We start from the raw sequence: 26,966 nt of genomic DNA on the forward strand, positions 1-26,966 counted from the left end.
TAGAGGACGCGATTACGATCCTCCCATGTATTCTTACGAGTAATTCCGCAGGGATGCCGGATGTTTTAGAGAGGGCTGTTTCGATTGGGATGATTGCGACCTGACTTACGTCGTGTTGTTTAGAGTCCTTTTTTGTTTCCTTCATGAATATTCGCATCTTCAAAACTCAATTCTAGTCGACACTGGCAGGCAACATGCGAATTCTGATCGTAGAAGATGATCGTGAGCTGGCGTCTTCGCTCAAGACCATGCTGGAAGCCGCGATCGGCGTTGCGGATGTATTCGAAACGCTTGCGGATGCCGAGGCGGCACTGCTTGCCTTCAAGTTCGATCTCGTCGTCATCGACCGCAACCTACCTGATGGTGACGGCCTGTCGCTGCTGCCGACGCTGCGGCAACTCCGCCCGAGGCCGGCGACGCTCGTTCTGACGGCATTGGACGATCCGACCGATATCGTGTCTGCGCTCGACAAGGGCGCAGACGAATATGTAGGCAAACCATTCGAGCCCATGGAGCTTATTGCACGGGCGCGCGCGGTTCTTCGTCGCTACAGCCTGGACGAGACCGGCTGCACGCAATTCGGCAATCTATCGTTTGATCTCATCAATCGATCCGCCATGATCGGTGAGAACGCGCTGAGCGTTCCGAGACGCGAACTCGCCGTTCTGGAAGCGTTGATCCGGCGGGCAGGGCGCGTCGTGCAGCGCGACAATCTTGAAGCTGCCGTCTACAATATCGACGAGGAGATCGAGTCCAACGTGCTCGATTCCCATGTCTCGCGGCTACGCAAGCGTCTGCGCGAGGGCAATTGCAGCGCAACGATCCGGACCATTCGCGGCATCGGCTACATGCTGGTGCAAGAGTAATGAGGCGTCCGAATTCAATCGCCTTTCCGGTGGCCATCGTGCTCATCTTGGGCATGGCGCTGATGATGGTGATCAGCACCGTCCTCACCGTCGCGGTGTTCCTGTTGACGGATGGGCAGAGCAGGAAAAAAATCGCAGTCGAAAGTGTCGTCGAACTTCTCCAGGATGGTGTGAGTTACGATCACACCGGCAAGTTTGTGCTCGAGGTCGAAGGCGTAATTGCGGAAAAGATTATCAGGCTTTCCGAAGAGCAGTCCGAATTCTGGTACTTTGTCAGTGACGGAACCCAAACCATCATACACGGTGCCGTGCCGGCATCGGTTCAAGACATCATCGATACGACCTCTCCCCAGGTATTTTCCTCTGAGTTTTCTTACATGGCGGGCCAGCAGCAATTTCTCGGGCTCCGAAAACTGAACGCGGAGGATCCACCCAAACTCGTTGTGGTCGGCGGAGTGACATTTTCGAATGCTGAAACGCTGCTCGTGGTCCTGCGCGAAATTTGGCCGCAGGGGCTTTACCATCTTCTGGGTATTGTTCTTGTTGCCACGGCCACGATCGCTGTCGTTGCTGTCAAGCGCACGATCGCAACCCCTGTAAGAAGGGTTGTCGATTCAGCCGAGCAGATCGACGGGCTTCCCAATGGTCGCCGGATATCGGATCGCAACACTCCGATAGAACTGAAGCCGATGGTTGCCGCGTTCAACACGGCGCTCGGTTGTATCGACAACGCGTTCGAAGCGCAGCGAAACTTTCTTGCCAACGCATCCCACGAATTGCGGACGCCGCTGACCAAATTGCGGTTGAAGCTCGACCTTGTTCAGGACCCGGACGTGCGGGAGGTCCTTGTTCGCGACACGGCGCGGCTTGCATCAATCGTCACGACATCGTTGCAGTTGGCGCGTTTGTCAGGCCAGGCGCTGACCTTCACCATGGTAGATCTCGCAGCCATCGCGCGCGCGGCCATTGCCGAGCATGTGCCATCCGTGATGAAGCAGGGCATGGACATCGAGTTCAAAGCAGAGAGGCGGGTCATTGTCCCCGTTTCCGAACCGGCCATTCGCCTGGTCTTGGACAACTTGATCATCAATGCGATGCGACACGCACGCGGAACGGAAGTGCTTGTAGTCGAGGTTCTGCAAGCCCGGATCGTGCGGGTCAGCGATGAGGGCCCAGGAATCCCGGCCGCGGAGCGCGAGAAAATGCTGAGGCCGTTTGTGCGGGGCAATACCAGCGCGAGTGAGGGAACAGGCATGGGACTGGCCATCGTTGCCCAGATTATGACGGCACACAACGGCTCCGTGGCGCTCGGAGAAGCAGCGAACGGCGGTTTGGTCGTCGATCTGGCGTTTCCGAAAACTGCGAAGGAATCCGCGTTTTCGTGATAGCCGCGCCATTGTTCCTTGAAGCCGCTCGCGCACAATCTCTTCGGCTCGCTCACTCCGCCAAATATTCGCGCAACAGCAGGCGTGCACGGTGCAGCCGCGCTTTCACTGCCTGTCGCGAAAGATCGAGAGCCGCGGCGATCTCGTCGATCGTCATCTCCTGGAGGTCGCGCATCAGAGCCACGTCGCGATAGTGCGGCGGCAGAGCCTCGAAGGCCGCTGCCAGATCAAGCCGCAACGCATGTTCGGGCCGCTGCACCAGACTTGTTTCAAGTGCGTCCTCGTCTACGGCGGCGATCATGCCGGTACGTCGGGCGAGCCTCAGGCACTCCCGCCGCACCACGCTGAACAACCAGTTCGACAGGGTCGCGAGTGCCCGGATCGCGCCGACATGGCGCGACAGAAGCCAAAGCGCTTCTTGTGTCGCATCGTCGACATCGGCGGTCCGGCAGGTTGCTCGGGCATATCGGCGAATATCCGGCTGCGTCCGCTCGAGCAGCCGGACGATCGCATTGCGATCGCCGTGGCGGGCGGCTTCGAAAGTTTCAGTCGTCACCGCCTTTGTGTTCATGGCTTGATCCGATCATGGATCCCGGCAACGGCGCAGGCCGGGCAATAGCCGATGAGGCCGGTGAGGACGAAGGTGAGGGCCGATACGCCCACCAAGAGGGCGATCCACCCGCTCAGGAAACTGTATGCCATCACAGCCGCGCCAACCCCAAGGCCAATCCGCACGATCTGCTGCCCCTTACCTATATTCTTGCGAAAAAATGTCATGCAACACCTCCGGTGCAAACCGAGACCCATCGTCTCAGTCACAAGAGGCGCGGAACCCGGAAAAGGATTCGCGACGGCACGACTTTTTTCGTGACGGCGGATCCATCGGTACCAAATTTGGGCCGCTGTACTTCTGCCATGGCGCCGGCCAAGTGCTGTTCGGCCGTTGGCCGTCCCTTGACGCCGTCCGCCGAGCGTCTCCGTGCCCTCGATCCGGATTATCTCGCTTGCGAGCCATCCGGGTTCCCAACGGAGATTCCTGTTCGATGAAACGAATACTGGTGACCCTGGTTGCAATGATTGCTCCGATTGCCATGGCTGAGGCTCATGCCGAGCCGCTTTCAAGTGCCTTGGCGAAGGCCTACCACAACAACCCGACGCTCAATGCAGCGCGGGCCGGAGTGCGCGCGAGCGCGTACGACATCGACATCGCACGGTCGGCGATGCATCCGAAAATCACCTGGCGCAGCGGGATCGGGTACAATTCCAGTGCGGCGACCAATCGCGGCACGTTTAGTATCGTTCTCGATCAGACCCTCTTCGACGGCCTGCAGACGACCAACAATGTCGAGGTCAATAAGGCGCGACAGCGCGCCGCCGAGGAAAACACCCGCAACACCGCGCAGAACATCCTGTTCGAGGCGACCGAGGCATATATGGACGTGGTGCTGACGCGCCGCATCGTCGCGCTACGCAAACAGGATCTGGATTTCCTCAAGGAGCTCACGCGATCCGAGATCGCCCGCCACCAAGCAGGCGAACGGACCCGAACAAACATCGCTCAGGCCGAGGCGCGCCGCGCTGCGGCGCAGGCGGAACTGAGCCTCGCCCATGCCGAAGCCAAGCGTGCCCAAGCGACCTACAGGCAGGTCATCGGCGACGAACCGGGCAATTTAACCGGTGGAAAAGTTCCCGTGAAAATGCTGCCCGCCAACATCGATAAGGCGCTGGCGATTGCCGCCAAGCAGCATCCCGCTCTTCTGGCGAAACGGCACCTCGCCGAAGGCGCCATGTTCAATGTTGCCGTCAGCGAGGGAAAGCTCCTGCCGACCGTGAAGGGGGCGATCGGGATTGGCAGAGGTGCGCGCGTGAGCGCGATCGACGCAATGGCGTTCGACGGATCGGCGACGGAGCAAAAGGCGGGCATCGAGCTCAAGGTACCCATCTATCCGGGAGGAAAGGCGGCGGCCGAGGTACGGCGCTCGAAGGAGGACCTCGGGAAATCGAACTTCACCGTCGACGTTCAGCACGCCGAAGTTCAGTCGAAGGCGGCCTCTGCCTGGGCGCAATACCAGGGAGCGCTCGCAACCGCGTCCGCCAACCGGGCCGCCGTCAAGGCGGCAAAAATGGCCAAGGACGGCATGATGGCAGAACAAGCGATCGGCCAGCGCACGCTACTCAACGTACTGGAAGCCCAGGCCGACGTGGTGAAGGCGCAGGTGAAGCTCGCCACCGCTGAGCGGGAGACCGTCGTCGGAGGCTACCGCATCCTGTCGGCCATCGGCAGGCTCGGGGCCAAGGACCTGGGCCTCGTGGCCCGACGGGCGGATACCGAGACACGATGAGCGGACAAGCTCCCTAATGTTGCGCCGTGGCCCTCGCCGCGGTGGATTGCGACATGTTGCGTCTGAGGGGAAATCGGCCCTATCCAAATGTCTCGATGCCTTCCGTCAGGTCGTACCAGGTGTGTCGGCGCGAGGCCCAGAACACGGCGGCGGGCGGCGGGAAGTCCGGGTCGGCAAAGCAGCCCGCGGAGATCATCACCGCGTCCGTCAGCGCCTCCGCCTCCATGTAGACCAGCGTTCCGCATTTCGGGCAGAAGGTCTGGTCCACCCAGCGGCCGGCGTCGCTGCCGCGTCGCCACACCCGGCGTTCCCCTTCGATGCCGATGACGGACGCTCTGGAAAATCGGGCGCGATAGCCGAAGCCCGATCCCGTTGCGCGTTGGCATTCCAGACAGGCGCAGGCGTAGACACGGGCAGGGGGTCCGTTCACGGTAATCTTCAGGCCACCGCAGGCACAGCTTGCCGTTCGCTTTCCGGCGCACTCTAGGGTCTGCGGCCGTCCATTGTCTTGCAGGCGATCGCTTGTGGTCATGGCACGGACCTGGCCAGGGCCGCGCGTTCACGCGACAGATATCTTGCCGCAAACGTGCCAGGCTTCAGAAATAGCCGGGCGCGCGCGGGGCCAATGCGCCCGCCGCCGGCAACACCTATATTGGTCATGAACGACAACTCCGATTGAAAGCTGCCGTCTAATAGGAGCGGTTTTCGGAGCCTGTAAATTACGCACTTTAAAGTAAGCGGTAACTCGAAAGTAGGGAGCGGGGCGCGTGAAACGGTTGCAGCAGGACGATTGTGGCTTCGCATCGGCGCTGAACGCGATCGGCGGCAAATGGAAGACCCTGATATTGTGGGAGGTCAACATCGAACCGCGTCGCTTCGGCGAATTGCGACGTCTTCTGCCGGGGATCAGCGAAAAGGTCCTGGCACAACAACTTCGCGAAATGGAAGCCGATCGTCTGGTTCGCCGCGAGGTTTTTCCGGCCGCCGTTCAAAGGGTCGAGTATTCGGTGACGGAGTTCGGCAAGACCCTGAACGAGGCGGTCACGGTCCTGTCGACTTGGGGCGAGGAACATCAGGCAAGGCTTGCCGCGAAGGGCGAAGGATGTGGCGCCGATCCCGGCCGAAACTGAAACTGCAGTCCTTGGGTGATGGGGAATGGCTGGCATTCGCTCCAGGAGTGATGGCGCAGCGAGACGGGGTGTTCAGCCGTATGCGGCGGCCGGATATGTTTTGGCCGCCGCCGCAATCCTAATGTGAGCCTGGGTGCTGGAAGCCTCAGGCCTTTATGTCGGACAAGCTACGAGTCGTAATGCTCGGGCATTTCCTTGAGTTGATCCTTGGTCCACGTCGTCACGGCGTGGACGTCGCCGTCTTCGTCACGCATGAAATCGAGATCGGCAAGCGGCACGGCAACGGGTTTTGCGCCGATGCCCAGAAACCCGCCGACGTCGATGACGACGGTGCTCGCTGTGCCGACGCCGTGGACGTGGTCGACCGTGCCGACCTTATCGTCGTCCGCTCCGTAAACCGTTGCCCCTTCCAAAATCGCCGGTGTCAGTTCCGTGGCTGCAAGGCGTACGTGACCAGTGTGATCCATCTTCGTTGCTCCTTTGACTTCACAGTGGGAGAACCGACTTGAGAGCAAACGGTTCCATCACCGTGTCACAGGTTCAAGCACGGGCAGGAGTTTCCAGAAGGGCTGCGAATGTCGCGTCATCGCCGTGCCGGCGGGGGGCCAACGGAGTTGCGGATGACGAGGTCCGGTCGCAGCAGGATTTCGGTTTCGGAGGGCGCGCGGTCTGAAAGCAACTCCAAAAGCAGCGCCATCGCGTGTTTGCCGATGGCGGTTCGAGGCTGGCGGATGGTCGTCAGCGAAGGCGTCATGAAACTCGCCTGCGGGACATCATCGAAGCCGGTGACGGAAAAATCGTCAGGGATGTCGTAGCCGCGGGCGCGCAGGCCAAGCGTCACGCCAAGTGCGGTCTGGTCGTTGACGCACATAAAGGCGGTCGGCAGGTCGTCACGCATGAAGAGTTGTTCGAGCGCCAGCCTGCCGCTTTCCACGGTGCCGTCGCCTTCCATGATCAGACGACGATTGATGGCAATATCGGCCGCTGCAAGCCCCGCTTCATATCCCTGCCGCCGGCGGCCATAGGCAAGGCGGGTGTTGGAATCGCCGATAAAGGCGATGCGCCGGTGCCCTTCGGAAATCAGGAGATCGACGACTTTGCGCGCTCCCTCGACGTCATCGACCCCGACATAGGGGATGCCGCCGTTAAAGACCGGCTCGAAGACGCCGACGGTCGGCGGCAGCCGCGCCGTTAGCGTCTGATGGCCGAAGGGAAGGATGCCCGTAAACAGGATCATGCCCGCCGCCTGGTTGGAATTGAAGAACTTCAAATATTCCAGGCCACGCTGGGCGTCGTTCTGCGTATGACCGATCAGGACGCCGTAACCATGCGCGCGCGCTTCGTTTTCGAGACCCACTAGAATGCTTGAAAAGTTCGGATCACCGATATCCGGTGCGACAACGAGGATCATGTTCGACCGCCCGAGCCGCAGGCTGCGCGCCATCGCATTGGGCGTGTAGCCGGTAATCGCGATCGCCTGGTTGACCTTGAGGCGCGTCGATTTGGCTACCTTTTCCGGCATGTGAATGGCCCGCGATACGGTCGCGATCGACACTTCGGCGATCCGTGCGACGTCTTCAATGGTTGCGGGCTGGGAATTGGACACACTTGGCCTCGGGATTTGCTGCGAGGACGTTACACAGGTTCGCCCGACGGTCAAACGAAGAAGCCAAAAAAATTGTCGAGCAATCACGATGTAAACCTTTACATCGGTGAGTGTAAAGGTTTACATCGTTGAAATAGCGGTGGAGGCCGCAGGGAGGGGATAATGACCACGGAGCATGTCGACGGGGCTCCCGTCGTGCTGTCGGCGCGCCGCATCAGCAAATCGTTCAGCGGCGTGCAGGTCCTGTTCAGCGTCGATTTCGAGCTTCGCCAGGGCGAAATCCATGCGCTCATGGGCGAGAACGGGGCTGGAAAATCCACGCTGGTGAAGATCCTGTCGGGCTTTGAGCAGCCGACATCGGGCGAGATCCTGCTTGACGGGAAGTCGACGAAGCTGCCGGCCAATGGCGCTGCGGAAGCGCTCGGCATCGTCATCATCCACCAGGAATTCAATCTTGCCGAACATCTGACCGTTACCGAGAGCCTGTTTCTCGGCCGCGAGGTAACCCGTTTCGGCGTGCTCGACCGCAAGTTCATGCGCGCCGAGACCCGTCGTGTGCTCGATCTCCTCGGTTCGCATGTCGATGAGAGCGCGATGATCGGATCGCTCTCGATTGCCGAAAAGCAGATGGTCGAGATCGCCAAGGCCATCAGCCGCGATGCGCGCGTCGTGTTCATGGACGAGCCGACGGCTGTGCTGTCGCGCGAGGAGACGAACTTCCTGTTCCGGCTGGTGCGCAAGCTGCGCGACAAGGGAACGAGCTTCGTCTTCGTGTCGCACAAGCTCGACGAGGTGATGGAACTGACCGACCGCGTGACGGTGCTGCGCGACGGCCAGTGGATCAAGACGTCGCCGACCTCCATTCTCGACGGCGAGGCGATCGCCCAGCTGATGGTCGGGCGCGAGCTGTCGAGCCTTTATCCCGCAAAGAACGAGCCGGATGTCGACGAAGACGTGGTTCTGCGCGTCGATGCGGTATCGACCGGCTATGTCCGCGACGCGAGCTTCGAGGTGCGCCGCGGCGAAGTCCTCGGCTTTTCCGGCATGATCGGCTCAGGCCGGACGGAGCTGATGGAGGCGATCGTCGGCTTGCGCGCGCGCACGGCCGGCGAGGTGCTGGTGCGTGGCGAGCCGGTGCCATCCGGCGACGTGCATGCGGCCAACAAGGCTGGCCTTGCCTATATGACCAAGGACCGCAAGGCCAAGGGGCTCCTGCTCAATGCCGGCATGATGGCGAACCTGACGCTGCAATCGCTCGGCCGCCACAGCCGCCTCGGCTATCTCGATCCCGGCAGCGAAGAGGCGGCCCTGGTCAAGGCGCGGCGTCGCTTCGACATTCGCGTGCGGGACGACAGGATCGTAGCCGGGCGCATGTCCGGCGGCAATCAGCAGAAGCTGCTTCTCGCCAAGGTCATGGAAACCGACCCCAGCATCATCATCATCGATGAGCCGACGCGGGGCATCGACGTCGGCACCAAGCAGCAGATCTATCACTTCATTTCGGCGCTCGCCCGGGATGGCCGCTCGATCATCGTCGTCTCCTCCGAGATGCCGGAGATCATTGGCCTTTGCAGTCGCGTCGCGGTCATGCGGGAAGGCCATATCGCCGGCATTCTCGAAGGCGACGAGATCTCCGAACAGGAGATCATGCGTTACGCCGCAGGCCTGAAGAAAAAGACGGCGGCTTGAGCCGCATCAGCGGCGCGGCCGACGGCAACAACAACAAGATTCCCGACAGATGGGGGAGGTTCGATTGGACATGAGCGTGAACCAGGAAGGCAGCCAGGAAGCCATCCGCCGCCGCAGCTGGCGTGACATTGATCTGAGGGCAGTGGCGCCATTCGTTGCGCTGGCGTTGCTTCTCTTGGTCGGCGCGCTGGTCAATCCCAATTTCATCAGCATCACCAACCTCGCCAATGTCGCCACCCGAAGCGCCTTCATTGCGATCATCGCGGTTGGCGCGACCTTCGTGATTTCGTCCGGAGATCTCGACCTCTCCGTGGGCGCCATGGTCGCGTTCATCGCCAGCCTGATGATCCTGTTCATGAACTCCGGCGTCATTGCCGATCCGGTTCTCATGCTCCTGGCGGCAATCCTCTTTGCCATCGTCGCCGGTGCGCTTTGCGGCCTCACCAACGGCCTCATCACCACCGTCGGCAAGATCGAGCCCTTCATCGCGACACTCGGCACCATGGGCATCTATCGCGGGCTGACGACCTGGCTCTCGCAGGGCGGAGCGATCACGCTCAAGGAGCCTGAGCTGCAGGAAATGTACCGGCCAGCCTATTTCGGCACGATCGCCGGCGTGCCGGTTCCGATCGTCGTCATCCTTGCGGTGACTGCTGTTGCTGCCTTTGTCCTCTACCGCACGCGCTACGGTCGCCACGTCGTTGCTGTCGGTTCCAACCGCGACGTTGCCCGCTATTCGGGCATCTCCGTCAATCGCGTGCGCACCATCGCCTTCGTCATTCAAGGGCTCTGCGTTGCGGTCGCTGTTCTCCTCTATGTGCCGCGCCTCGGCTCGACCTCGGCCACGACGGGCATTTTGTGGGAGCTGCAGGCGATCACCGCCGTCGTCGTCGGCGGCACGGCGCTGAAGGGCGGCGCAGGGCGCGTCTGGGGCACGATCTGCGGCGCGTTCATCCTCGAGTTGGTCGGCAACATCATGCTGCTCTCCAACTTCATCAGCGAATATCTGATCGGTGCCATCCAGGGCGCGATCATCATCATTGCGATGCTCGTCCAGCGTTCGCTGGTGCGGAAGTCGTGAGACGGCCGGGCCTACAGGTCTCCCGGCCTTGAACAGGCTGACCTGAAATTTGGGAGGAACTTAATGCACAAGAAGCTATTCGGCCTGACCCTTGCCGCGATGACCGCCTTTGCCGGCGTGTCTCACGCGCAAGAGGAAAAGAAAGTAACCATCGGCGTCTCGATCCCGGCGGCCGACCATGGCTGGACGGCCGGCGTGGTGTTCCATGCCGAACGGGTCGCCAAGATCCTGATGGAGCGTAATCCCGGCCTGAACGTCATCGTCAAGACCTCACCCGATCCGGCAAGCCAGGCCAACGCCGTGCAGGATCTTGAGACGCAAGGCATCGACGCGCTCGTCATCCTGCCAACCGATCCGGATCCACTGGTCAACGCCATCAAGGAAGTGAAGGGCAAGGGGACCTTCGTCGCTCTCGTCGACCGTGCCCCGAGTGTCAACGACAACTCGGTGCGTGACCTCTACGTTGCCGGCAACAATCCGGCGCTTGGCCAGGTCGCTGGCGAGTACATCAAGGCAACGACGCCGGAAGCTGAAGTCGTCGTCATCCGCGGCCTGCCGATCCCGATCGACCAGCAGCGCCAGGACGGCTTCGACAAGGGCATCGAAGGCTCGAAGGTCAAGGTTCTCGACCGCCAGTACGGCAACTGGAACCGCGACGATGCCTTCAAGGTCATGCAGGACTACCTGACCAAGTACCCGAAGATCGATGTTGTCTGGTGCCAGGACGACGACATGGCCGTCGGCGTGCTGCAGGCGATCGAGCAGGCCAAGCGCACCGACATCCAGTATGTCGTCGCCGGCGCAGGCTCGAAGGAAATGATCAAGAAGGTCATGGACGGCGACAAGATGATCCCGGTCGACGTGCTCTATCCTCCGGCAATGGTCGGCACGGCGCTCGAAATGACCGTCGCCAACTTCTACGGCCAGGTTCCGGTGCGCGGCGTCTACACGATCGATGCAACGCTCGTGACCAAGGACAATGCGAAGGACTTCTACTTCCCGGATTCGCCGTTCTGATTAAGCTTTGATGTGATGACGGCCCGCGATTTGTGGGCCGTCATCAGGCTCGGCGAGGCTGAGAATACTGCCCCGCGGCCGGCCATCTTGCCGGCCTTTCAATTGCATTAGCATGCTGTTGAATCTCACTATGAATCGTCATAAAACCGTCACATAGCCGCCTGACCTTCCCTTGGCTTCCAGTCAGTTCAACATGAGAGGGATGATGCAAACACCCGCTGTGTCACGTCTGTCATCTGACGCGATAGCCGCTTCCGACGCAGAGCCGGTCGTCGTCGACCAGGCTGGTGCGATCTGCATTCGCAAGGAAAGCGGCGGGGACCGGTTCGAGGTGCTGCTCATTTGCGGCCGCACCACCGGGCTCTGGGGCATTCCCAAGGGGCACCTGGAGTATGGTGAAGACACCCCTGGCGCTGCCGTCCGGGAAGCGTTCGAAGAGGCCGGTGTTATCGGAACGGCGTTAAACGACGAAATCGGCGGCTACACCTACAGCAAGGTCGGCAAGACCGCCGTCTATCACGTCCAGGTTCACCTGATCGCCGTTGTGTCCATGGCGCCCGACTTTCCGGAAAAGGGCGCGCGCGCGATGCGCTGGGTGCCGGCATCCCTCGCGGCGTCGCTTGTCGGGCAGCCTGGCCTTAAAACGCTTCTCACCGAACGGCTGGGCGGGCTTGGAAACGATAGTCTCGCGAGTTGCGCCGATTAGTCACGTCCCTAAAGCCGGTCCCGCCTGCGACGCAGCTCGGCGGCGATCATGGCCTCGTCGCGCCGAAGACTGAGCTGTTGCGCGGCCGCCATGCCATCCTTCCACACCGACATTGCGCCGGCCTCATTGCCCTCCAGCCAGAGCGATACGCCCGACCACAGCGCGAGTTGAGGCACGCCGATCGGAAAGGCTCGGGCATAACGTTTGAGTTCGCGTAGCGCTTGGGCCTCCCAGCGCGGCCATTCGTCGTAAGCGTGTGCGAGGCCGGCCTCGCGGCCCCGCAGGAAAACCTCGGCGGCGCCGGAGATGCCGACCAAAGTGCTGTGGGACGAAGGCCGGCGCATCAATTTGACCAGTTGCAAGGTTTCGGCGGCCGCCTGGACACTCTCCGCATGCCGCCCCGTGCGCGCGAGCGCCAGCGCCAGCGCACCCTTCGCCGAGATCTGCGCGGCCAGATCGACCGACCCGAGCATCGCTGAGCCGATCAGCCGGAGAATGTCGACGGCCTCGCGCGGCTGATCCGTGTGAAGCACGCACAACGCCTTGCACCGCAACGCCCAGATTTCCTGCTGGATATTGCCGGCATTCTGCGCGCGCGAGAGCAGGGCGGTCGCCGTTGGTTCGAGCGCGGCCTGCTCGCCACGGTAATAGAGCGACCAGAAGCGCATGCCCTGGGCATTGCACCACCGCAATTGGTCGCCGGCTCGAAGGCAGAACTGCTGGCCCTGTTCCAGCCTTGCGTCCACCCCCGCCCATTCTCCGCGCCCGAGCTGCCAGAGCGCGTCGAGATTGCAGACATGCGCATGGATCGCGGTGTCTGAAAGCTCGGTCGCGATCCGCTCCGCCCTTTCCATGAAATAGCGGCACCCGGAGCGCCAGCCCATCATCCCGAAGCCGCAGCCGAGCTGCGAGGCGGCGACGGCCATTTCGATCGTCCGTCCGGTCCGTTCGGCGCGCGCCACCGCGCCAACGAGATTGCACATTCCACGGGTGAAGCGCAGCTCGAAGTAGTCAACCAGCGCTGCCTGGTTCAGGCACCGCGCCATTTCCCTCTCCCAGGACAGCCGGTCCTCGCGGCGGGCAAGCTTCGCTGTTTCCGGCAGCATCTGCTGCGCCGCAAGCCGCAAGCTGCGCGCGGCAAGCCGTACCAGCGTCGCAGACGAAGAGACGGGAACCGGTTGGCCGGCCGCTTTCAGCGCATTCCTGACGGCAATGCCCTGCGCGTGAATGTCGCCGCGACTGTAGTGCGCTTCGGCAAGTTTGCGCCGCCAGCGAACCGCCTGCAGTCGCTGTTCGGGCGTCCAGTCCTGCGGCTTCGGCTCGTGCGCCATGCAAATGCCGAGAAAGAACTCGACCTCGCGGAAGGCGCCGACCTGCAAAGCCCTCGCGGCCGCCAGGTCCGCGTATTTCACGACCTTCTCCTTGTTGTCCGCCGCCTCGAAATGCTGAACGAGAACCGCCAGATCTCCACCCATTGCTTCAATGCGGCTGCGCTCCAGCCAGTGGGCGAGCGATGCGTGGAGGCGGCTGCGCAGGTCGCCCGGCATCGATCCGTAGACCACATCGCGCGTCTGGTCGTGACGGAATTCGTAGCTTCCGGCTTGGCCGAGCCGGCGCACCAGATGGGCATCGACCAGCCTTTCGACGGCGGAGCCGAGCCCTTCCGCATTCAGCTCTTCTTTCAGCAATGCCTCCAGCTCGGCAAAGGTGAACGAGCGTCCGATGACGGCCGCGGCTTTGATCACGTCCTGCGATGTCGAATCGAGGCGATCCACTCGCTCTCGGATGACGCGCTCGACTCCCTCGAAATACTGGAGGTCCTCAAGGGGGCGGATCGAGCGCCAGAGGCCATCGCGCACGGCGATCAAGCCTTCGCTCTTCAGCGTCAGCGCGATCTCCTCGGCAAAGAAGGGATTGCCTCCGGCAAGGGCGGCGACCCTGCGCGCGAGTTCCTGTTGTGGCGGAACCTCGCCAAGAGTGCGCGAAACGAGTTCGCAAACAGTGCCGTCGTCGAGCTCTTCGAGTTCGAGGATGCGGTAGCGCCGTGCCGGCTCCTCTGTCTCGGTCCCGGCTTCGCCTGCCGCCTCGACCCGTCGTCGCAATTGCTTCAGATCCTCGGGCACCTCTTCGGAGCGCACGCAGAGCACGAGCAGCAGCGAAGGCACAGAACCGAGCACCCATTCGACCAGCCGCCAGGAGGCGGAATCCAGCCACTGGCTGTCTTCGAGTACGAGGGCGAACGGCCGTGGCGCCAAGACGCCGAGGATATCGCCGAGGAGGCGCATGGTCGCATCGGCGCGGTGGGCACCTTCCAGGTGGCGCGTTCCCTCGTTCTGCTCAATCTCGATCGCCAGCAGGTCGTTAAGAAGGGGCAGGCGGTCTGCGATCCACGGCGCCGTGCGGATGCGCGCGGTAATGCTTTCGAGCAGGACGAGGCCATCGCTTTCGGCGGGCAATCCCAAAAGCGTTTCAAGAACGCGTCGCCAGGCCAGAAGCGAGCTTCGCCGGTCGTCCCGTTCGGCGAGCGTCACGGCAATCGCCACTCCCGCGGCGTGAAGATTGTCGGTAAAGGTGGCAGCCAGCCTGCTCTTGCCGATGCCGGGTTCGCCCAGGATGACGACAAGACGGCTCGAACCGCCGCGCGTCTCCTCGAAAGCATGCTGCAGGAAAGCGAGTTCCCGCTCTCGGCCAATCAGCGTTGCCGCAGACAGGGCCCGCGACTTCGGCTCAAGAGGACGAAAGACCGGCGCCACGTCGCCAAGTCCCGCCAGCTGGACGGTTCCGCGTTGCTCGAAATCGAAGGACGCCCGGCTTGCCCTTTCGGTCGGCGCATCGCACAGCACATCATTGGAGACGGTCGTGACGAGGCGCGCGGCGCGATTGACCGGCGTGCCGAGAACCATCAGCTGTCGGCGGCGCGTGCTGCCGACGACTCGAAACAGGGCCTCGCCCGTCGCCACGCCGACCGAGACGGCAAGCCCCATCTCCGTGATATGGCGACCGATGGCGCGGGCGGCATCCACGGCGCGGGCCGGGTCGTCGCGGTGAAACGTCCCGCGTGTCCCGAAAGCGCAGAGATAAACGAGCCCCTTGTCGTCGAAGAGGAGTTCGCCCGGAGGGCCGCCGTAGCGGTGCGAAATCGCCTGAAGCGTTGCGCAGAGGTTCTGGTGTCGGACGAGCGCTTGGGCATCTTGGTGTTGCAGACCGACTATCCGGACGAAAATGACGGACACTGGTCTGATCTCCGCAAGCGTGTCCAGCCGTGCATCGCGATGGACATTGCCTTCGGCTAAGGCGTTGGGGGATGCGGGCTCGATGCCCATAATCGTCGGCGAGGGGCCAAGCAACTCTTGAAGCTGCATCGGCAGGAATGCGACGAGCCATTCGTGCGCGATGTGCGGATGCGCTGGAGCGGCGACGGGCGCGCGCGCATTTGCCTCGCCATCGGTCAGGGCATTTGCCGCCTCTGGTGACAGAACGACTTCCCAGCGATGGGCAAGTGTCTGCGCACTTGCGGCCTGAACGACGGCATCGCCCCCAGCCACAAGGTTCCAGACCGGCTGGCCGCCGATGGCGGCCGCCCAGAGCCGCCCGGCGCCGATGCCGATATGTAGGGTAGGTCCGATTTCGCCTGCACCCGGATTTCGCTGCTCGCGGCTCTCCTTGCAGATCGCTTCGGCGCACTCGGCCGCACTCTTGACCGCGCGCGCCAGACCCGTTTCGTCGGCGGGCCAATAGGCCAGAAGCGAGTCACCCGCAAAGAGGAGGACTTCGCCGCCCCGGTCGCAGACATGGTCGGCGCAGCGCGCGTAGGAAATACCGAGCAGCTTCGGGATCTGCACCAGCCCTTCCTTGCCGCGCCGCGCCAGTTGCTCGACGAGGGCCGTATAGCGCGAGACGTCGACAAAGATCACGGCGGCCGGAAACTCTACCGCCGACGGCCGCTCTCCGTGAGAGCCGTAAAGCCGGCCAAGCAAGTTCAGCGGCAAAAACCCTTCGAGCGATTTTGCGATCGTCTCCATGTTTCCTTCGCGCGGTGATTGATCACGAAATGCGCGAAACAGGGGCCATCTTCGCGCAGAAGTGCATTTATCCCTCGCCGATTTGCTGACTCTCGCATATTATTTAGCAATCGCTAAGAGGGCTGGCCGACTTCGTTCGATCGGCTTTGGCAGAAACCGCGCAGGTTTCGGATTTTTGCATTCTTCCCGGATGTCGATGCCCCCTGTTGGGGGTCACCGAAAGACATGAGCCATCGCGGCTCGCACACCGAGTTCAGGCGTCAGACGCATCTTATGGAGAGCGTTATGTCCGATTGGAGCTACGGATACCCGCACCGTGCCCGAGACCGGCGTCCCGGAGGCGACCATGGCCAGCATTGACTTCGACAACACCTCGCACGCCGCGTGGATTTCCCAGGGTTTCGAAAGGCTGGTCGACCGGGTTCGGAAGACGCCGGCGGCGCTCCACTTTGATGTTCTGGTCGTCGGCAGTGGCTATGGCGGCGCAATCACTGCCGCCACCATGGCCGGCCGCACGAAGGGAGGCGCTCCGATCAAGGTCGGGGTGCTCGAGCGGGGCAAGGAGTATCTGCCGGGCGCGTTTCCAACAGGTCTTGCCGAACTGCCTCGCCATATCCGCCGCGATCGCAACAAGGAAGGGCTGGTCGACGTGCGGATCGGCCCGGAGGTCGTCACGGTGGTCGCAAACGGTGTCGGCGGCGGTTCGCTGATCAATGCCGGCGTCATGGAAGTTCCCGACGAGAGCGTGTTTCACACGCGCTGGCCCGACGACCTCAAGGACCTGACGACCTGGCGGCAGTATTATGATCGTGCGGGCGAGCTTCTGGGCGGCACCGCAAACGGCGTCCCGAACAGCATCTCGAAACATCCTGACGGCATTCCCCAGAAACACAAGTCCTTCCGCAGCATCGCGTCGACGGGTTTTCGCGAGGCAGCGATTACGGTCGCGATGACCGACACGGTGAGCTCGGGAAATGTCAGGCTCAATAAATGCGTGCGCTGCGGCGACTGCGCGACGGGCTGTAATTTCGGCGCAAAGAACTCGCTCGACGTCAACCTGCTCGTGACGGCGCTGCGCAACGAGGCAGAGATCTTCAGCGGCGCGACCGTGCTCAGCGTCAAGCCGGACGGCGGCAACTGGATCGTCGATTGCGTCTACACCGACGCGGCCCTGCGCGCACGCGACGGCGACGTGCTGCAGGTGCGCGCAGGCAAGGTCGTGCTGGCGGCGGGCACGCTCGGCTCGTTCGAAATCCTGAAGCGCTCACAGGCCAAAGGCCTCAGCCTCTCGGTGCATTTTGGCAACCATTGCTCGACCAATGGCGACATGCTGGTGACCGATTATGCCACGTCAAATCCGGTCAATACCGTCTCGGACGAGGCCGTGCAGCCCTCCAAGCGTGCGATCGGTCCCACGATCACCGGCGTGCTCGATCTTCGAAAAACGGCAGGTGTTCTGATCGAGGAACTCTCCGTTCCAGCTGGCCTGCGCCTCGCCTTCACCGAGATCTTTGCAACGCTCAACACGCTTCACGGGCTCGACCGGTTCGACTGGTCGACGCATACGCGGGGCTTCCCGGACGATGACGCCTATGTGGCGCCGACCGCCAGGATCGAACATTCCGCCGTCTATGCCGTCATGGCCGATGACGGCGCCGCCGGTCGTATGGAACTGGATGAAACGGCTTCCGACAGCGATGATGGCGCTGCGCGGATGCGCTGGGACGATCTGCCGTCCCTGCCGGTCTTCGACACCGAGGTTGAGGCGCTGGCACGGCTGGCGAAGAATACGGGCGGGCGCGTCATCGCCAATCCCGTCTGGAAGCTCCTGCCGGCCAGCCTGAACTGGCTGCTGCAAAACAAGCGCGGTCCGCTCACGACCGTGCATCCGCTCGGTGGCTGCGTGATGGGCAACACCGGCGCGACGGGCGTCGTCGATCATTTGGGGCGTGTTTTCAAATCGGAGCTCCCGAACGACTTCCATAATGGCCTCGTGGTCCTCGACGGCTCGATTATCCCGACGGCGCTTGGCACCAATCCGGCGCTCACCATAGCGGCAGTGGCCCTGCGCGCCTCGGAGACACTCGCGGCCGCCTGGAATTATGTCGCCCCAGCCCCTGCTGCGCCCGGCCTAGCTTTGGCCCGCCCGGTGTTTCGTGAAACCGATGCCGCTGCATCTGCCCCTGATACCGATGCCGAGATCATCGAGCGCCTTGCCGGCCGGGTCAGGTTTTCAGCGCCCGGGACGGCCTCTGAAACGAGAGTTGTCGAGCTCACACTGCGTTTCGAGCCGAAGGCGCTGGCCGATTTGGCGCCAAGCAATGGTGGCGATGGAACCCTTGAGGTCGCGACCGACGCCTCCGTGCCGTTGGCCCGTAGCATGATCCGAATTTTTCCGGCGGATCAGTGGGACAATCTCCATCAGACATGGGCGCCCGCCGGTCTGATGGAGCAGAAGCTCCAGGCGATCGCCGTCTTTACGGCGCCCCTGACCGGCAGCCTGCGGGTCCTCGAGCGCCAGTCGACGTGGGTCGGCGGCAGGATCTGGCGTGCCGGCAAGGCATGGGTGCTCAACCGAGGCCTGCGCGACAGCTATCAGGCGATCGTCGACGGCGACGGTGGGCCCGGCTTCTTTGAGCGCGTCCGCTCAGGTCTTGCCATCGCCAGCCGGTCCGGCGAGATCCGCGCCTTCGTCTATGATCTGAAGGTCGGCGCGCCGGACCCGATCACCGGTGGCATCTCGCTTGCGGGCGATCGTATCGTCGGCACCAAGCGCTTCACCTATGATCGGCGTTCCAATCCCTGGCGTCAGCTCATGGAAGTCGCGCTGGAGCAATTTCCGGGGTTGGAGGCAGCGTCCGGCGGGCGCGTGCTGACGCTCGACCTCGACTATCTCGCCCGTATCGGCGTGCCGCTCGTGCGCATCACGGAACAGCGCGACGGCGTCGCCGCGATCGGAGCGCTCCTGACTTTCCTCGGGTATTTTCTCCGGCTGCTTTTGGGAATGCATATCTGGAGTTTCCGTGCACCCGATAAAGACAAGGACCCGGCAAACGACGCGGTGGATTTCCGCCCGCCGGCGCAGTTGAAGATCAAGGGCGGCGGCACGGTCGCGGCGCAACGACAGACGCTCGTCGTCGGAACGAGCAAGCCTCAACTCGGCGGCCCGCCGGTTGTCGGGAAAGTACTGCTAACCCGCTATCCCTATCCGGGCACGACGAAGCGGCCGCTGGTGATGATCCACGGATACAGCGCCGGCGGGACGACCTTTGCCCACCACGCCGTCAATCCCAACTTCGCCAGCCATTTCTGGAAGACGGGGCGTGATGTCTGGATCGCCGACCTGAGAACCAGCCCGGCGCACCCGACCGCAAGTGCGGCCTGGAGCTTCGACGAAATCGGCAAGGAAGACGTGCCCTTGGTGTTGCGGACGATCGCCACACAGACCGGTGTGCCGAAACTCGACGTCATCGCCCATTGCATGGGCACGATGGTTTTCAGCATCGCCACACTGGAGGGTAAGATCCAGGACCTCGTCGACCGGGTGGCCTTCACGCAGGTCGGTCCGCTGGTGGTCTTTACGCCTGCCAACATCTTCCGCGCCTATGCGGTGCGTTACCTTCTCGGCTTCCTGCCCGACAGCTACAGCTTCAATCCGGATAAGCCGACGCTCGCCGATGACCTTTGGGACCGCGTGCTTTCGACGCTTCCTTACCCGGTCGAGGAGTTCGACGTGGAAAATCCGATCTGGCCATGGAAGCGGACGCCGTGGACAAGAACCCGGCACCGGATGGACGCGCTCTACGGACGCGACTTCAACGTCGCCAACATGGAGCCTGAAATGCTGCGCTTCATCAACGAGCATTTCGGCGCGCTCAGCCTCAATACGGTCTCCACGACGGTGCATTTCGTCCGTAATGCCATGCTCACCGACTTCCGGGGGCAAAACCGACTGGTGTCACGAGAAGTCCTGCAGGATAAGTGGAAGTTCCCCACCTTCAGCGTCCATGGATCGGGCAACGGTCTCACGGATCCTGCCACCGTCGACCGCATGCGCCGCGTCTTCGACGATGCAGGTCGTGTCTACCTGGAACCCTATCTCAACCCTGGCGCCGGTCACCAGGACGCCCTTATCGGGACGACCCGGCATGCGACCTTGCAGAAGATCGAAGCTTTCCTCGACCAGAACATCCAACGCCAGCCTGTGGCCGCAGACACCGAGATGACGGCCTACCCGCCCTGGATCGGGCCGATCATTACCGAGGAGAACGGCGAGCTGACCATTCGCCTTGGCACGCTGCCGTCGATCCGCCAGACCGAGGGCGTGATCATGCTGCGCGTGCTGGTAAACGGCGACGACATCCAGCGCCCGGATGGCCAGCCCTGGGATCTGCCTTACATCGTCAGCCACATGATGGTCTACTGGTCCCCGGCGTTGCGCGACAACCACTGGGATGCGTTCAAGGCGCCGCTCCCGACATCGATGCCGGGGTATGATCCGAACTTCCCGGGAAACGCGTTGCTCGTCTTGCTTGCCTACGCGGAAGACAAGCTTCTGCCGCCGTTCATTGAGGAGACATACTACGCGCTCGCCAAGAATGGCGTCGTCTATCGGGCGCTGCTTCGCGAGTCGAACGAGAACCCGGAGAGGGTGCTGGAGATACTTCCCTATCAGCGTTTCGAGCGGATCTCGCAGGCCGCCTCGCGGATGATGGATGCGCCGCAGCCCGACATCAATCCGGGCAAGGCTGTGAAATTTTCGCCGAACCGCCTCGTCTACAAGGACACGACCCCGACGACCAACCTGACGGTCGGCGCCGCTCCGCAGACGGCGACGCCTGCAAGTTCCTCGATGAACCTCAACTTCCTTATGGGAGCGTCGGTTCTGGAAAATCTGGTCGAGCAGGACCGGGCAATGATGGACGGCGTTATACCCTACGATTCCCCGCTCGCTCCTCCTGTTCAGCCTTCGCCCGCCGGCACCAGCTTCATCCTGGCTTCGTGCCAGTACCCGGCCGGGTTCATCGACAGGAAGGTTGCCTATCGCTCCTATGCCGAGGTCGCTGACAGAATAGGGGCGGGGGTGGGTATCCAGCCGAAGTTCGCGCTCCTCGTCGGCGATCAGGTCTATGTGGATCCGACCGCAGGGCTCTACGATCCGGCCGCGAGCGATGACAGGTATCGCCTCCCTTACGAAGCTTGGTTGCAGGAACGCAGCGTGCGCGAGGTCCTGCGCCGCATACCATCGTTCATGCTGCTCGACGACCATGAGATCGACGACAACTGGGAGCCGCTCGCCTCTCCGAACGATATCGATACGAATGCCAAGCTGAAGAAGGAGGGTTTCGCGGCCTTCGAGAAATACCAGCGTGGAGTGGATCCCAAGCTGAAGACGTTCGACTACGAGGGCTTCCATTTCTTCCTGCTCGACACGCGCAGCGAAAGGACGCACCGCAAGATCGGCGCCGGGCTTGCCAATGCGACCCTGTTCAAGACGGGCGTCGGCGAGACGATGAGCGACCTGGAGACGTGGCTTTTAAAAAATGGCCCGAAGTTCATAGCGTCGCCATCGATGTTTCTCCCGCGTCATCGCCGGGCGATCCAGCGCGATGCCAGCCTCAGCCCGGACAACCTGAGTGCGCTGCGTTCCGATGGCTGGGATGGCTATCCGAACAGTCTGCGTGATGTTCTCGGCGCCATCGCCGCCGGAAAGATCAAGCATGTCGTGCTCCTCTCCGGTGATGAACACCGGGGCTGCATTGCAACGGCGCTTCTGACGGAAATGGACGGTACGCCGATCACGACCGTGCATTCGATCCACACCGCGGCAATGTATGCGCCTTATCCTTTTGCAAACGGGATCGACCAGGATATCGTCGAGCAGGAGACGTTCGAGTTCGACTACAAGGCCAAGCGCTATCACTGCATCGTCGACGCGACCCGGCCGGCTCCCGGCGACGGTGCGACTTTTCTCCACGTCCGGCAGGATGGCGCCGATTGGAAGCTCGACTGCGAATATGCGGGGACTGTGCAGACGCTCACGCTCTGATCCCATCTCCTGGCGCGTTACTGGTTCAAATCCTTACGGGAAGGCTCGAGCGGGCCCGTTCACGAGGACGTGTCCGGGTGATCCCCCATGCCGTTTTGTCGCCCGATGCCGTCGCTTGACAGTCGGTTCAAAATAAACTTAACATGTTAATGGATTGAAGCTTTCCGATGAGGAGCAAAGGAAAGTTTCAAGCGACCGGGGAGATCTGCCCGCCGGATAACCTTCATGGGCCGTGAAGGATCAGGTGCGTGCATGCGATGTTCGCCGCGCGTGAATGTGGGGTCGACAGGGAGGAACCTATGAAACTGAGCAGACGGAATTTGATGAAGACCGGCGGCGCTCTGCTTGCAGCGCCCTTCGTTCTGAAAATCGGTGCGGCGCGCGCCCAGGAAACAGTCACGCTGAAGCTGCACCATTTCCTGCCGCCGGCATCCAACGTTCATCAGCGGCTGTTGACGCCATGGGCGAAATTGCTGGCAGAACAAAGCGGCGGTGCGCTGAAGGTCGACATCTTCCCGGCCATGCAACTCGGCGGAAAGCCGCCGCAGCTCTACGATCAGGCGTCGAACGGCGTCGTCGATATCGTCTGGACCTTGCCCGGCAACACGCCCGGACGTTTCCCGTCCACGGAAGTGTTCGAACTGCCATTCGTCGCCGCCAAGGAGGCGACCGTCAACGCGCAAGCCTGCCAGGAATATGGCCAGACGCACGTACTGAAGGAAACTGGCGATACCCAGCTCTTGTGCTTCTGGGCGCATGATCAGGGCCTGATCCACACCAATAAGGAAGTGAAGACCGGAGCGGACCTCGCCGGGCTGAAGCTTCGCAATCCGACGCGCCTTGCCGGTGAGGCGCTGGCGGCACTGGGGGCGACGCCGGTCGGCATGCCCATTCCGCAGGTGCCCGAAGCACTGGCCCAGCGGTCGATCGACGGCTGCGTGCTCCCTTGGGAAGTGGTTCCCTCGATCAAGGTGAACGAGCTCACCAAGTTCCATACCGAAATCCCGGGCTCGCCGACGCTCTATACCGCAACCTTCTTCCTGGCGATGAACAAGGGCAAGTATGACGGGTTGCCGGCCGACCTCAAGGCCGTGCTGGACGCCAACAGCGGCATGGCCTTCGCCAAGAAGGCCGGCGAGATGTGGGACAGCGTCGGTGCCGAAGTGCGCGCGGCAATCGAGACATCCGGAGAAGGAACAATCAGCACGATCAGCGAGGACGAAAAGGCGAAGTGGGTGGAGGCAACCAGACCCGTCCACGACAAGTGGATCGAGGACATGAAGGCCAAGGACCTCGACGGCAAGGCGCTGATCGCCACGGCGCAGGCGCTTGTGCAGAAATATTCGGGCGCCTGAGCGCACTGCCGGCCGTACTCGCCTGAACGTGGCGCCTGAACGCGCCGCTGCATGAACCAACAGCTCGAGGCCTCAACAATGGAAGACGTAGGATACGAGGACGCGGTGAGAGTGCCGCGCCGCAGGGAAGTCGAACGCCTCGCGGCCGGTTTGGCACTGATCGGCGGCACGCTTCTTTGCCTTGCGGCGGGATTGGTCACCGTCAGCGTGCTGGGCCGATGGCTGTTCAATCGGCCGGTGCCGGCCGACTACGAGCTAGTGGAGGTGGCGGTCGGCGTCGCCGCCTTCTCCTTTCTCGCATACACACAGGCCCGCAACGGCCATATTGCCGTCGATACCTTCACGTTGGCTCTCCCCGCACGCGTCACGCGGGTCATCGACGGCCTTTGGGACCTGCTTTTGGCCGGCTGCCTGGCGTTTTTTGCCTGGGGTCTGTTTACCGGTGGCCTGGAGGCGAGGGGATACGGGACGACGCTGATCCAGCTGCCCTGGCCGATCTGGCCAGTCTATCTGACCTGTGCGGCGCTGGCGGCGCTCGCAGCCGTCATCGGAGTTTCCGTTTCCCTCTTGAAAATCGGAGGCGGCCGATGAGTGGTTTTGCCATTGCCTTCGTCGGATTCGCAGCCATGCTGCTCTTGATCGCCATCCGGATGCCGATCGCCCTTGCCATGCTTGCGGTGGGCGCTGCCGGTTATGCCTATCTCTCTGGCCCGCATGCGCTGGTCTACTATCTGCAGACCAACACCTACAGCCAGTTTGCCAGCTACACGCTTTCGGTCATACCGCTCTTCATCCTGATGGGCGCGCTTGCCGAGCAATCGGGCATCGCCGCAACGCTCTTTCGCGTCGCCGAGCGAGGCTTCGGACGGTTCAAGGGCGGAATGCCAATGGCGGTCATCGCCGCCTGCACCGGATTCGGCGCGATCTGCGGCTCGTCGGTCGCAACCACGGCGACCTTCGGGCGTGCGGCCCTGCCGGAACTGCGCCGGGCGCGCGTCGATGTCGGTCTTGGCACCGGGACGATTGCCGCTGGTGGCACGCTCGGCATCCTCATTCCCCCATCCGTCATCCTGGTGATCTATGCGATCACCGCCGAGCAGAACATCGCCAAGCTGTTTCAGGCCGCCCTGGTGCCGGGGCTGCTGGCGGCCGCCTTCTATCTGATCGCGATCGCCGTCGTCGTCCGGCGCAAACCCGATCTCGCGCCGCCGGTCACAGCGACCGAGGCGGTTCGAACCCCCCGTCCTTTCTGGGCGAGGCCCGTAGGGCTGATCATCTTTGCCGGTGGCGCGATCGGCTGGCTGCTCGGCTCGCTCGGGACGGTAGGGGGCGTATTGCTGGCGATATTCGGCCTGCTGCTGCTGGCTGCGGACTTTGCGATCGTGCCCGCGGCGGCGGTTGCCGTCACGGTGGTCGGCGGCATCTATGGCGAAGTGTTCACACCGACGGAAGGTGCCGCGGTGGGTGCCGCCGTAACGCTGCTGGTGGGGCTGCTGCAACGGACCCTGAGCCTTGGCGCCCTGAAAAACGCGCTGCTGCAGACGGCTGAAACGAGCGGGATGATCTTCCTGATCCTGCTCGGCGCCGAGGTCTTTGGCGCGTTTCTGGCGCTAACGCAGATGCCGGCGACGCTGGCCTCAATGGTCGGACAGTCGGGCCTGCCGCCCTATGTCGTCATCTGCGGCATGCTCGTCACCTATTTGGTGCTCGGCGCCGTCATGGATGAACTGGCGATGATCCTGCTGACATTGCCGGTCTTCATTCCGATCATCCTGACGCTGGACTTGGGCATGCCGACCGAGGACGTTGCCATCTGGTTCGGCATTCTCGTGCTCATCGTCGTCGGCATCGGTCTTTCCGCCCCGCCGATCGGCCTCAACGTCTTCATCATCAACAAGCTGGCGACCGACGTTCCGATCGTTGAGACCTATCGTGGCGTCATGCCCTTCGTCATTGCCGACCTCATCCGATTGGCGATCATCACGCTGTCGCCCGGCGTCGCTTTGGCACTGGTCCGGCTGTTGAATTGAGAGGAAGCAGACAGGAGCACACCCTCCGCCTTGGGCAGCGCGCTTACAAATCCTTCCAGCTGTGGAACATGGCGGCCTGGCCGGCATGTTCGCCGTTGGCGCGCACCAATTGCCAGACGATGGCGTTCTCGATCCAGAAGCGGCGTCCGGATTTGGCGATCCGAAGGCCGCGATAGCTGTCGATGAAGCCCTTGGTGGAGACGCTGTCTAAAAGACGCTGCCGTTCCTCGCGGTTCGGCGCCTCGGCCGAGAGGCGCGACGGCATGCCGATGAACTCCTGCCAACTGTAGCCGAAGCAGGCCTGGGCGGTTTTGTTCGCGTAGAAGAAACGCGGGTCCTCCGACCGGTCGTGCGCCAAAAGCGCAAAGGGTGCGCTCTCGTAGAGCCAGCGGCCGTCGATCGGATGGTCGACCAGCTCTTTGCCGGTCACCTGGCGGTAACTTGCAACGATCAGGGCGAAGGCGTCATCGGCATCATATTCGGTTGTCATCGCCCTTCGACTCCATGGCCCAGGGTAGGGGCGTCAGGCGTTCAAGGACGGAATGAACTTCCCGTCATAACGCACGCGGAAATTCCGGCGTTGCGCATCTTCCTGGAAGCAGACGAAGACCAGTTCGAGGTCATTCGCGCTGCTGCGCCTTCCAAGCAGGCTGAGCGTGATGACGACCACGCCGCCATAGGTGCGGGTCAGGGCGATCGCTGCCCTTCGAATTTCGTTGGTGCCGGCGTCGTCCCGCTCTTCGCGGCGCTCATAGACCTGCCAGAAGGGCGAAGCTTCCCAGGCCGCGCGCAGCGCCTCGGTGATCTGGTCCTTGAACTCCTCGACGGATCTGCCCTTGCTCCACGAGACGGTCTTTTCGGTGTAGTCGGCAAAAATGTCGAGATAGCCGTCATAGTCGTTCGCATCGGAGAAACAACGCTCGATCATCCCGAGCGCCATTTCATCGGAAATTCCTGCCTTGAAGTATATCGTCATCGAATCGCCAACCCTGCCTTGAACGCCTATCTAGTCAAAGCGCCAAGGATGTATCTAGTCCCCGATTGTCATATTGCTGCGGCCGAGAGGTTCCCCGCGTAAGGCGATCGGCTCTGGTGTTAAAGATCACCATTCATGCCAGTTTTTGCCGAATGCGCTATTCTGCCACCCATGAACACCATGAACATTTCCCTCCCGGACTCTCTCAAAAGCTTCGTCGACGAGCAGGTCGCCCGGCGAGGTTATGGTACGAGCAGCGAGTCTATCCGGGAGTTGATCCGCCGGGATCAGGACTGGCTCAATCTGCGTCGGCTATTGCTCGATGGTGCCTCTTCCGCACAAGCCGACCCGACCGACGCTGGCTACTTCGCCGATTTGCGTGACCGGGTTCGTGGTCGATCGGCCAAGTGAGCAACAAGCCGGTCATTTCGCGTCAACCGGCCAGCAGCGACGTCGAGGCGGCGATCGAGTGTTATGCAACGTAGGCTGGGGCTGACGTCGCTCACGCTTTTGGCGACGCGTTTCAGGCTGCCTATGCGTTGATTGTTGCGCGTCCGGAATCCGGTTCGTTGCGCTTTGCCTACGAACTGGCGCTCCCTCATTGGCGAAGTGTCGGTCTGAAGAGGTACCCATACCTCGTGTTCTATCGTCAACGGGCCGACCATATCGACGTGTGGCGCGTGCTGAATAAGCCCTGACTGTAAGCTATTGG

General features: G+C 62.2%; 21 protein-coding genes and 1 pseudogene. 14 read left to right on the forward strand and 8 right to left on the reverse strand.

Annotated features, from left to right (window positions below; genetic code table 11):
• Positions 1-194: 194 nt before the first annotated feature.
• Positions 195-866 (forward strand): response regulator transcription factor, encoded by a 672-nt coding sequence (locus AC3WVQ_RS32255; RefSeq protein WP_060530510.1) that lies wholly within the window; start codon positions 195-197, stop codon positions 864-866.
• Positions 866-2,251: a sensor histidine kinase gene (locus tag AC3WVQ_RS32260; RefSeq protein ID WP_192444475.1), complete on the forward strand. Its 1,386-nt coding sequence runs from the start codon at positions 866-868 to the stop codon at positions 2,249-2,251. Before AC3WVQ_RS32255 ends, AC3WVQ_RS32260 begins: the two co-directional genes overlap by 1 nt.
• Positions 2,252-2,303: 52 nt before the next feature.
• Here the strand turns inward: AC3WVQ_RS32260 and AC3WVQ_RS32265 are convergent, their stop codons facing one another.
• Both AC3WVQ_RS32265 and AC3WVQ_RS32270 read right to left on the reverse strand, forming a co-directional pair.
• A complete protein-coding gene (locus tag AC3WVQ_RS32265) occupies positions 2,304-2,822 on the reverse strand; it encodes an RNA polymerase sigma factor (protein WP_192444474.1) in 519 nt (172 codons plus the stop codon).
• Positions 2,819-3,028, reverse strand: coding sequence for a YgaP family membrane protein (locus tag AC3WVQ_RS32270; protein ID WP_060520293.1), 210 nt, complete (start codon positions 3,026-3,028; stop codon positions 2,819-2,821). The genes AC3WVQ_RS32265 and AC3WVQ_RS32270 overlap by 4 nt, the downstream gene beginning before the upstream one ends.
• A 314-nt stretch (positions 3,029-3,342) precedes the next feature.
• Between AC3WVQ_RS32270 and AC3WVQ_RS32275 the strand changes: the two genes are divergently transcribed.
• A complete protein-coding gene (locus AC3WVQ_RS32275; protein ID WP_492383571.1) occupies positions 3,343-4,593 on the forward strand; it encodes a TolC family outer membrane protein in 1,251 nt (416 codons plus the stop codon).
• A 79-nt stretch (positions 4,594-4,672) separates the two neighbouring features.
• Here the strand turns inward: AC3WVQ_RS32275 and AC3WVQ_RS32280 are convergent, their stop codons facing one another.
• Positions 4,673-5,107, reverse strand: a complete 435-nt coding sequence (locus tag AC3WVQ_RS32280) for a GFA family protein (RefSeq protein ID WP_455580454.1) — start codon at positions 5,105-5,107, stop codon at positions 4,673-4,675.
• 253 nt (positions 5,108-5,360) lie between these two features.
• Here AC3WVQ_RS32280 and AC3WVQ_RS32285 point away from each other — a divergent pair, with 253 nt between their 5' ends.
• On the forward strand, positions 5,361-5,723 hold the full coding sequence (locus AC3WVQ_RS32285; RefSeq protein ID WP_192444472.1) for a winged helix-turn-helix transcriptional regulator: 363 nt from the start codon (positions 5,361-5,363) through the stop codon (positions 5,721-5,723).
• Between the two features lie 167 nt (positions 5,724-5,890).
• Here the strand turns inward: AC3WVQ_RS32285 and AC3WVQ_RS32290 are convergent, their stop codons facing one another.
• Positions 5,891-6,190 carry a PRC-barrel domain-containing protein gene (locus tag AC3WVQ_RS32290; RefSeq protein ID WP_034798138.1) on the reverse strand — a complete coding sequence of 100 codons (300 nt, stop codon included), beginning with the start codon at positions 6,188-6,190 and terminating at the stop codon, positions 5,891-5,893.
• Positions 6,191-6,306: 116 nt separating this feature from the next.
• On the reverse strand, positions 6,307-7,329 hold the full coding sequence (locus AC3WVQ_RS32295; protein ID WP_060530505.1) for a LacI family DNA-binding transcriptional regulator: 1,023 nt from the start codon (positions 7,327-7,329) through the stop codon (positions 6,307-6,309).
• Positions 7,330-7,491: 162 nt separating this feature from the next.
• On the opposite strand from AC3WVQ_RS32295, the gene AC3WVQ_RS32300 reads away from it, so the two are divergent.
• From AC3WVQ_RS32300 to AC3WVQ_RS32315, 4 genes are all read left to right on the forward strand, one after another.
• Positions 7,492-9,018: a sugar ABC transporter ATP-binding protein gene (locus tag AC3WVQ_RS32300; protein ID WP_034798142.1), complete on the forward strand. Its 1,527-nt coding sequence runs from the start codon at positions 7,492-7,494 to the stop codon at positions 9,016-9,018.
• Positions 9,019-9,088: 70 nt separating this feature from the next.
• Positions 9,089-10,099: an ABC transporter permease gene (locus AC3WVQ_RS32305; protein WP_034798144.1), complete on the forward strand. Its 1,011-nt coding sequence runs from the start codon at positions 9,089-9,091 to the stop codon at positions 10,097-10,099.
• Between the two features lie 63 nt (positions 10,100-10,162).
• The gene (locus tag AC3WVQ_RS32310) at positions 10,163-11,116 is read left to right on the forward strand and encodes a substrate-binding domain-containing protein (RefSeq protein ID WP_034798145.1); all 954 of its coding nucleotides are present in this window, start codon (positions 10,163-10,165) and stop codon (positions 11,114-11,116) included.
• A gap of 205 nt (positions 11,117-11,321) precedes the next feature.
• Positions 11,322-11,822, forward strand: coding sequence for an NUDIX hydrolase (locus AC3WVQ_RS32315; protein ID WP_060530503.1), 501 nt, complete (start codon positions 11,322-11,324; stop codon positions 11,820-11,822).
• Between the two features lie 8 nt (positions 11,823-11,830).
• Here the strand turns inward: AC3WVQ_RS32315 and AC3WVQ_RS32320 are convergent, their stop codons facing one another.
• Entirely contained in the window at positions 11,831-15,844 is a 4,014-nt protein-coding gene (locus AC3WVQ_RS32320) for an AAA family ATPase (RefSeq protein WP_492383466.1), read from the reverse strand.
• 346 nt (positions 15,845-16,190) lie between these two features.
• On the opposite strand from AC3WVQ_RS32320, the gene AC3WVQ_RS32325 reads away from it, so the two are divergent.
• The 4 genes from AC3WVQ_RS32325 (at position 16,191) to AC3WVQ_RS32340 (ending at position 25,278) form a co-directional block, all read left to right on the forward strand.
• Positions 16,191-21,893, forward strand: a complete 5,703-nt coding sequence (locus AC3WVQ_RS32325; RefSeq protein ID WP_192444470.1) for an alpha/beta fold hydrolase — start codon at positions 16,191-16,193, stop codon at positions 21,891-21,893.
• A gap of 299 nt (positions 21,894-22,192) precedes the next feature.
• Positions 22,193-23,248 carry a TRAP transporter substrate-binding protein gene (locus AC3WVQ_RS32330; RefSeq protein ID WP_060530500.1) on the forward strand — a complete coding sequence of 352 codons (1,056 nt, stop codon included), beginning with the start codon at positions 22,193-22,195 and terminating at the stop codon, positions 23,246-23,248.
• A 78-nt stretch (positions 23,249-23,326) separates the two neighbouring features.
• On the forward strand, positions 23,327-23,839 hold the full coding sequence (locus tag AC3WVQ_RS32335; RefSeq protein WP_162253370.1) for a TRAP transporter small permease: 513 nt from the start codon (positions 23,327-23,329) through the stop codon (positions 23,837-23,839).
• Positions 23,836-25,278: a TRAP transporter large permease gene (locus tag AC3WVQ_RS32340; RefSeq protein WP_060581410.1), complete on the forward strand. Its 1,443-nt coding sequence runs from the start codon at positions 23,836-23,838 to the stop codon at positions 25,276-25,278. Before AC3WVQ_RS32335 ends, AC3WVQ_RS32340 begins: the two co-directional genes overlap by 4 nt.
• A 43-nt stretch (positions 25,279-25,321) precedes the next feature.
• Here the strand turns inward: AC3WVQ_RS32340 and AC3WVQ_RS32345 are convergent, their stop codons facing one another.
• Both AC3WVQ_RS32345 and AC3WVQ_RS32350 read right to left on the reverse strand, forming a co-directional pair.
• On the reverse strand, positions 25,322-25,768 hold the full coding sequence (locus tag AC3WVQ_RS32345) for an MEKHLA domain-containing protein (protein WP_192444469.1): 447 nt from the start codon (positions 25,766-25,768) through the stop codon (positions 25,322-25,324).
• A gap of 33 nt (positions 25,769-25,801) precedes the next feature.
• On the reverse strand, positions 25,802-26,254 hold the full coding sequence (locus tag AC3WVQ_RS32350; RefSeq protein WP_034798155.1) for a hypothetical protein: 453 nt from the start codon (positions 26,252-26,254) through the stop codon (positions 25,802-25,804).
• A 135-nt stretch (positions 26,255-26,389) separates the two neighbouring features.
• On the opposite strand from AC3WVQ_RS32350, the gene AC3WVQ_RS32355 reads away from it, so the two are divergent.
• Positions 26,390-26,665 carry a ribbon-helix-helix domain-containing protein gene (locus tag AC3WVQ_RS32355; protein ID WP_060530497.1) on the forward strand — a complete coding sequence of 92 codons (276 nt, stop codon included), beginning with the start codon at positions 26,390-26,392 and terminating at the stop codon, positions 26,663-26,665.
• Positions 26,662-26,952: pseudogene (locus tag AC3WVQ_RS32360) on the forward strand (type II toxin-antitoxin system RelE/ParE family toxin). The gene AC3WVQ_RS32355 and the pseudogene AC3WVQ_RS32360 overlap by 4 nt, the downstream one beginning before the upstream one ends.
• Positions 26,953-26,966: the final 14 nt, after the last annotated feature.

The organism is Ensifer sp. EB106-05-01-XG146 (genome assembly GCF_058791875.1).

What these genes read in the sequence shown, in the direction of transcription:
- AC3WVQ_RS32255 (WP_060530510.1), top strand. Translation starts at nt 195, where the DNA reads ATGCGAATTCTGATCGTAGAAGATGATCGTGAGCTGGCGTCTTCGCTC.
- AC3WVQ_RS32260 (WP_192444475.1), top strand. Translation starts at nt 866, where the DNA reads ATGAGGCGTCCGAATTCAATCGCCTTTCCGGTGGCCATCGTGCTCATC.
- AC3WVQ_RS32265 (WP_192444474.1), bottom strand. Translation starts at nt 2,822, where the DNA reads ATGAACACAAAGGCGGTGACGACTGAAACTTTCGAAGCCGCCCGCCAC.
- AC3WVQ_RS32270 (WP_060520293.1), bottom strand. Translation starts at nt 3,028, where the DNA reads ATGACATTTTTTCGCAAGAATATAGGTAAGGGGCAGCAGATCGTGCGG.
- AC3WVQ_RS32275 (WP_492383571.1), top strand. Translation starts at nt 3,343, where the DNA reads ATGGCTGAGGCTCATGCCGAGCCGCTTTCAAGTGCCTTGGCGAAGGCC.
- AC3WVQ_RS32290 (WP_034798138.1), bottom strand. Translation starts at nt 6,190, where the DNA reads ATGGATCACACTGGTCACGTACGCCTTGCAGCCACGGAACTGACACCG.
- AC3WVQ_RS32300 (WP_034798142.1), top strand. Translation starts at nt 7,492, where the DNA reads ATGACCACGGAGCATGTCGACGGGGCTCCCGTCGTGCTGTCGGCGCGC.
- AC3WVQ_RS32305 (WP_034798144.1), top strand. Translation starts at nt 9,089, where the DNA reads ATGAGCGTGAACCAGGAAGGCAGCCAGGAAGCCATCCGCCGCCGCAGC.
- AC3WVQ_RS32310 (WP_034798145.1), top strand. Translation starts at nt 10,163, where the DNA reads ATGCACAAGAAGCTATTCGGCCTGACCCTTGCCGCGATGACCGCCTTT.
- AC3WVQ_RS32315 (WP_060530503.1), top strand. Translation starts at nt 11,322, where the DNA reads ATGCAAACACCCGCTGTGTCACGTCTGTCATCTGACGCGATAGCCGCT.
- AC3WVQ_RS32320 (WP_492383466.1), bottom strand. Translation starts at nt 15,844, where the DNA reads ATGGAGACGATCGCAAAATCGCTCGAAGGGTTTTTGCCGCTGAACTTG.
- AC3WVQ_RS32325 (WP_192444470.1), top strand. Translation starts at nt 16,191, where the DNA reads ATGGCCAGCATTGACTTCGACAACACCTCGCACGCCGCGTGGATTTCC.
- AC3WVQ_RS32330 (WP_060530500.1), top strand. Translation starts at nt 22,193, where the DNA reads ATGAAACTGAGCAGACGGAATTTGATGAAGACCGGCGGCGCTCTGCTT.
- AC3WVQ_RS32335 (WP_162253370.1), top strand. Translation starts at nt 23,327, where the DNA reads ATGGAAGACGTAGGATACGAGGACGCGGTGAGAGTGCCGCGCCGCAGG.
- AC3WVQ_RS32340 (WP_060581410.1), top strand. Translation starts at nt 23,836, where the DNA reads ATGAGTGGTTTTGCCATTGCCTTCGTCGGATTCGCAGCCATGCTGCTC.
- AC3WVQ_RS32345 (WP_192444469.1), bottom strand. Translation starts at nt 25,768, where the DNA reads ATGACAACCGAATATGATGCCGATGACGCCTTCGCCCTGATCGTTGCA.
- AC3WVQ_RS32350 (WP_034798155.1), bottom strand. Translation starts at nt 26,254, where the DNA reads ATGACGATATACTTCAAGGCAGGAATTTCCGATGAAATGGCGCTCGGG.
- AC3WVQ_RS32355 (WP_060530497.1), top strand. Translation starts at nt 26,390, where the DNA reads ATGCCAGTTTTTGCCGAATGCGCTATTCTGCCACCCATGAACACCATG.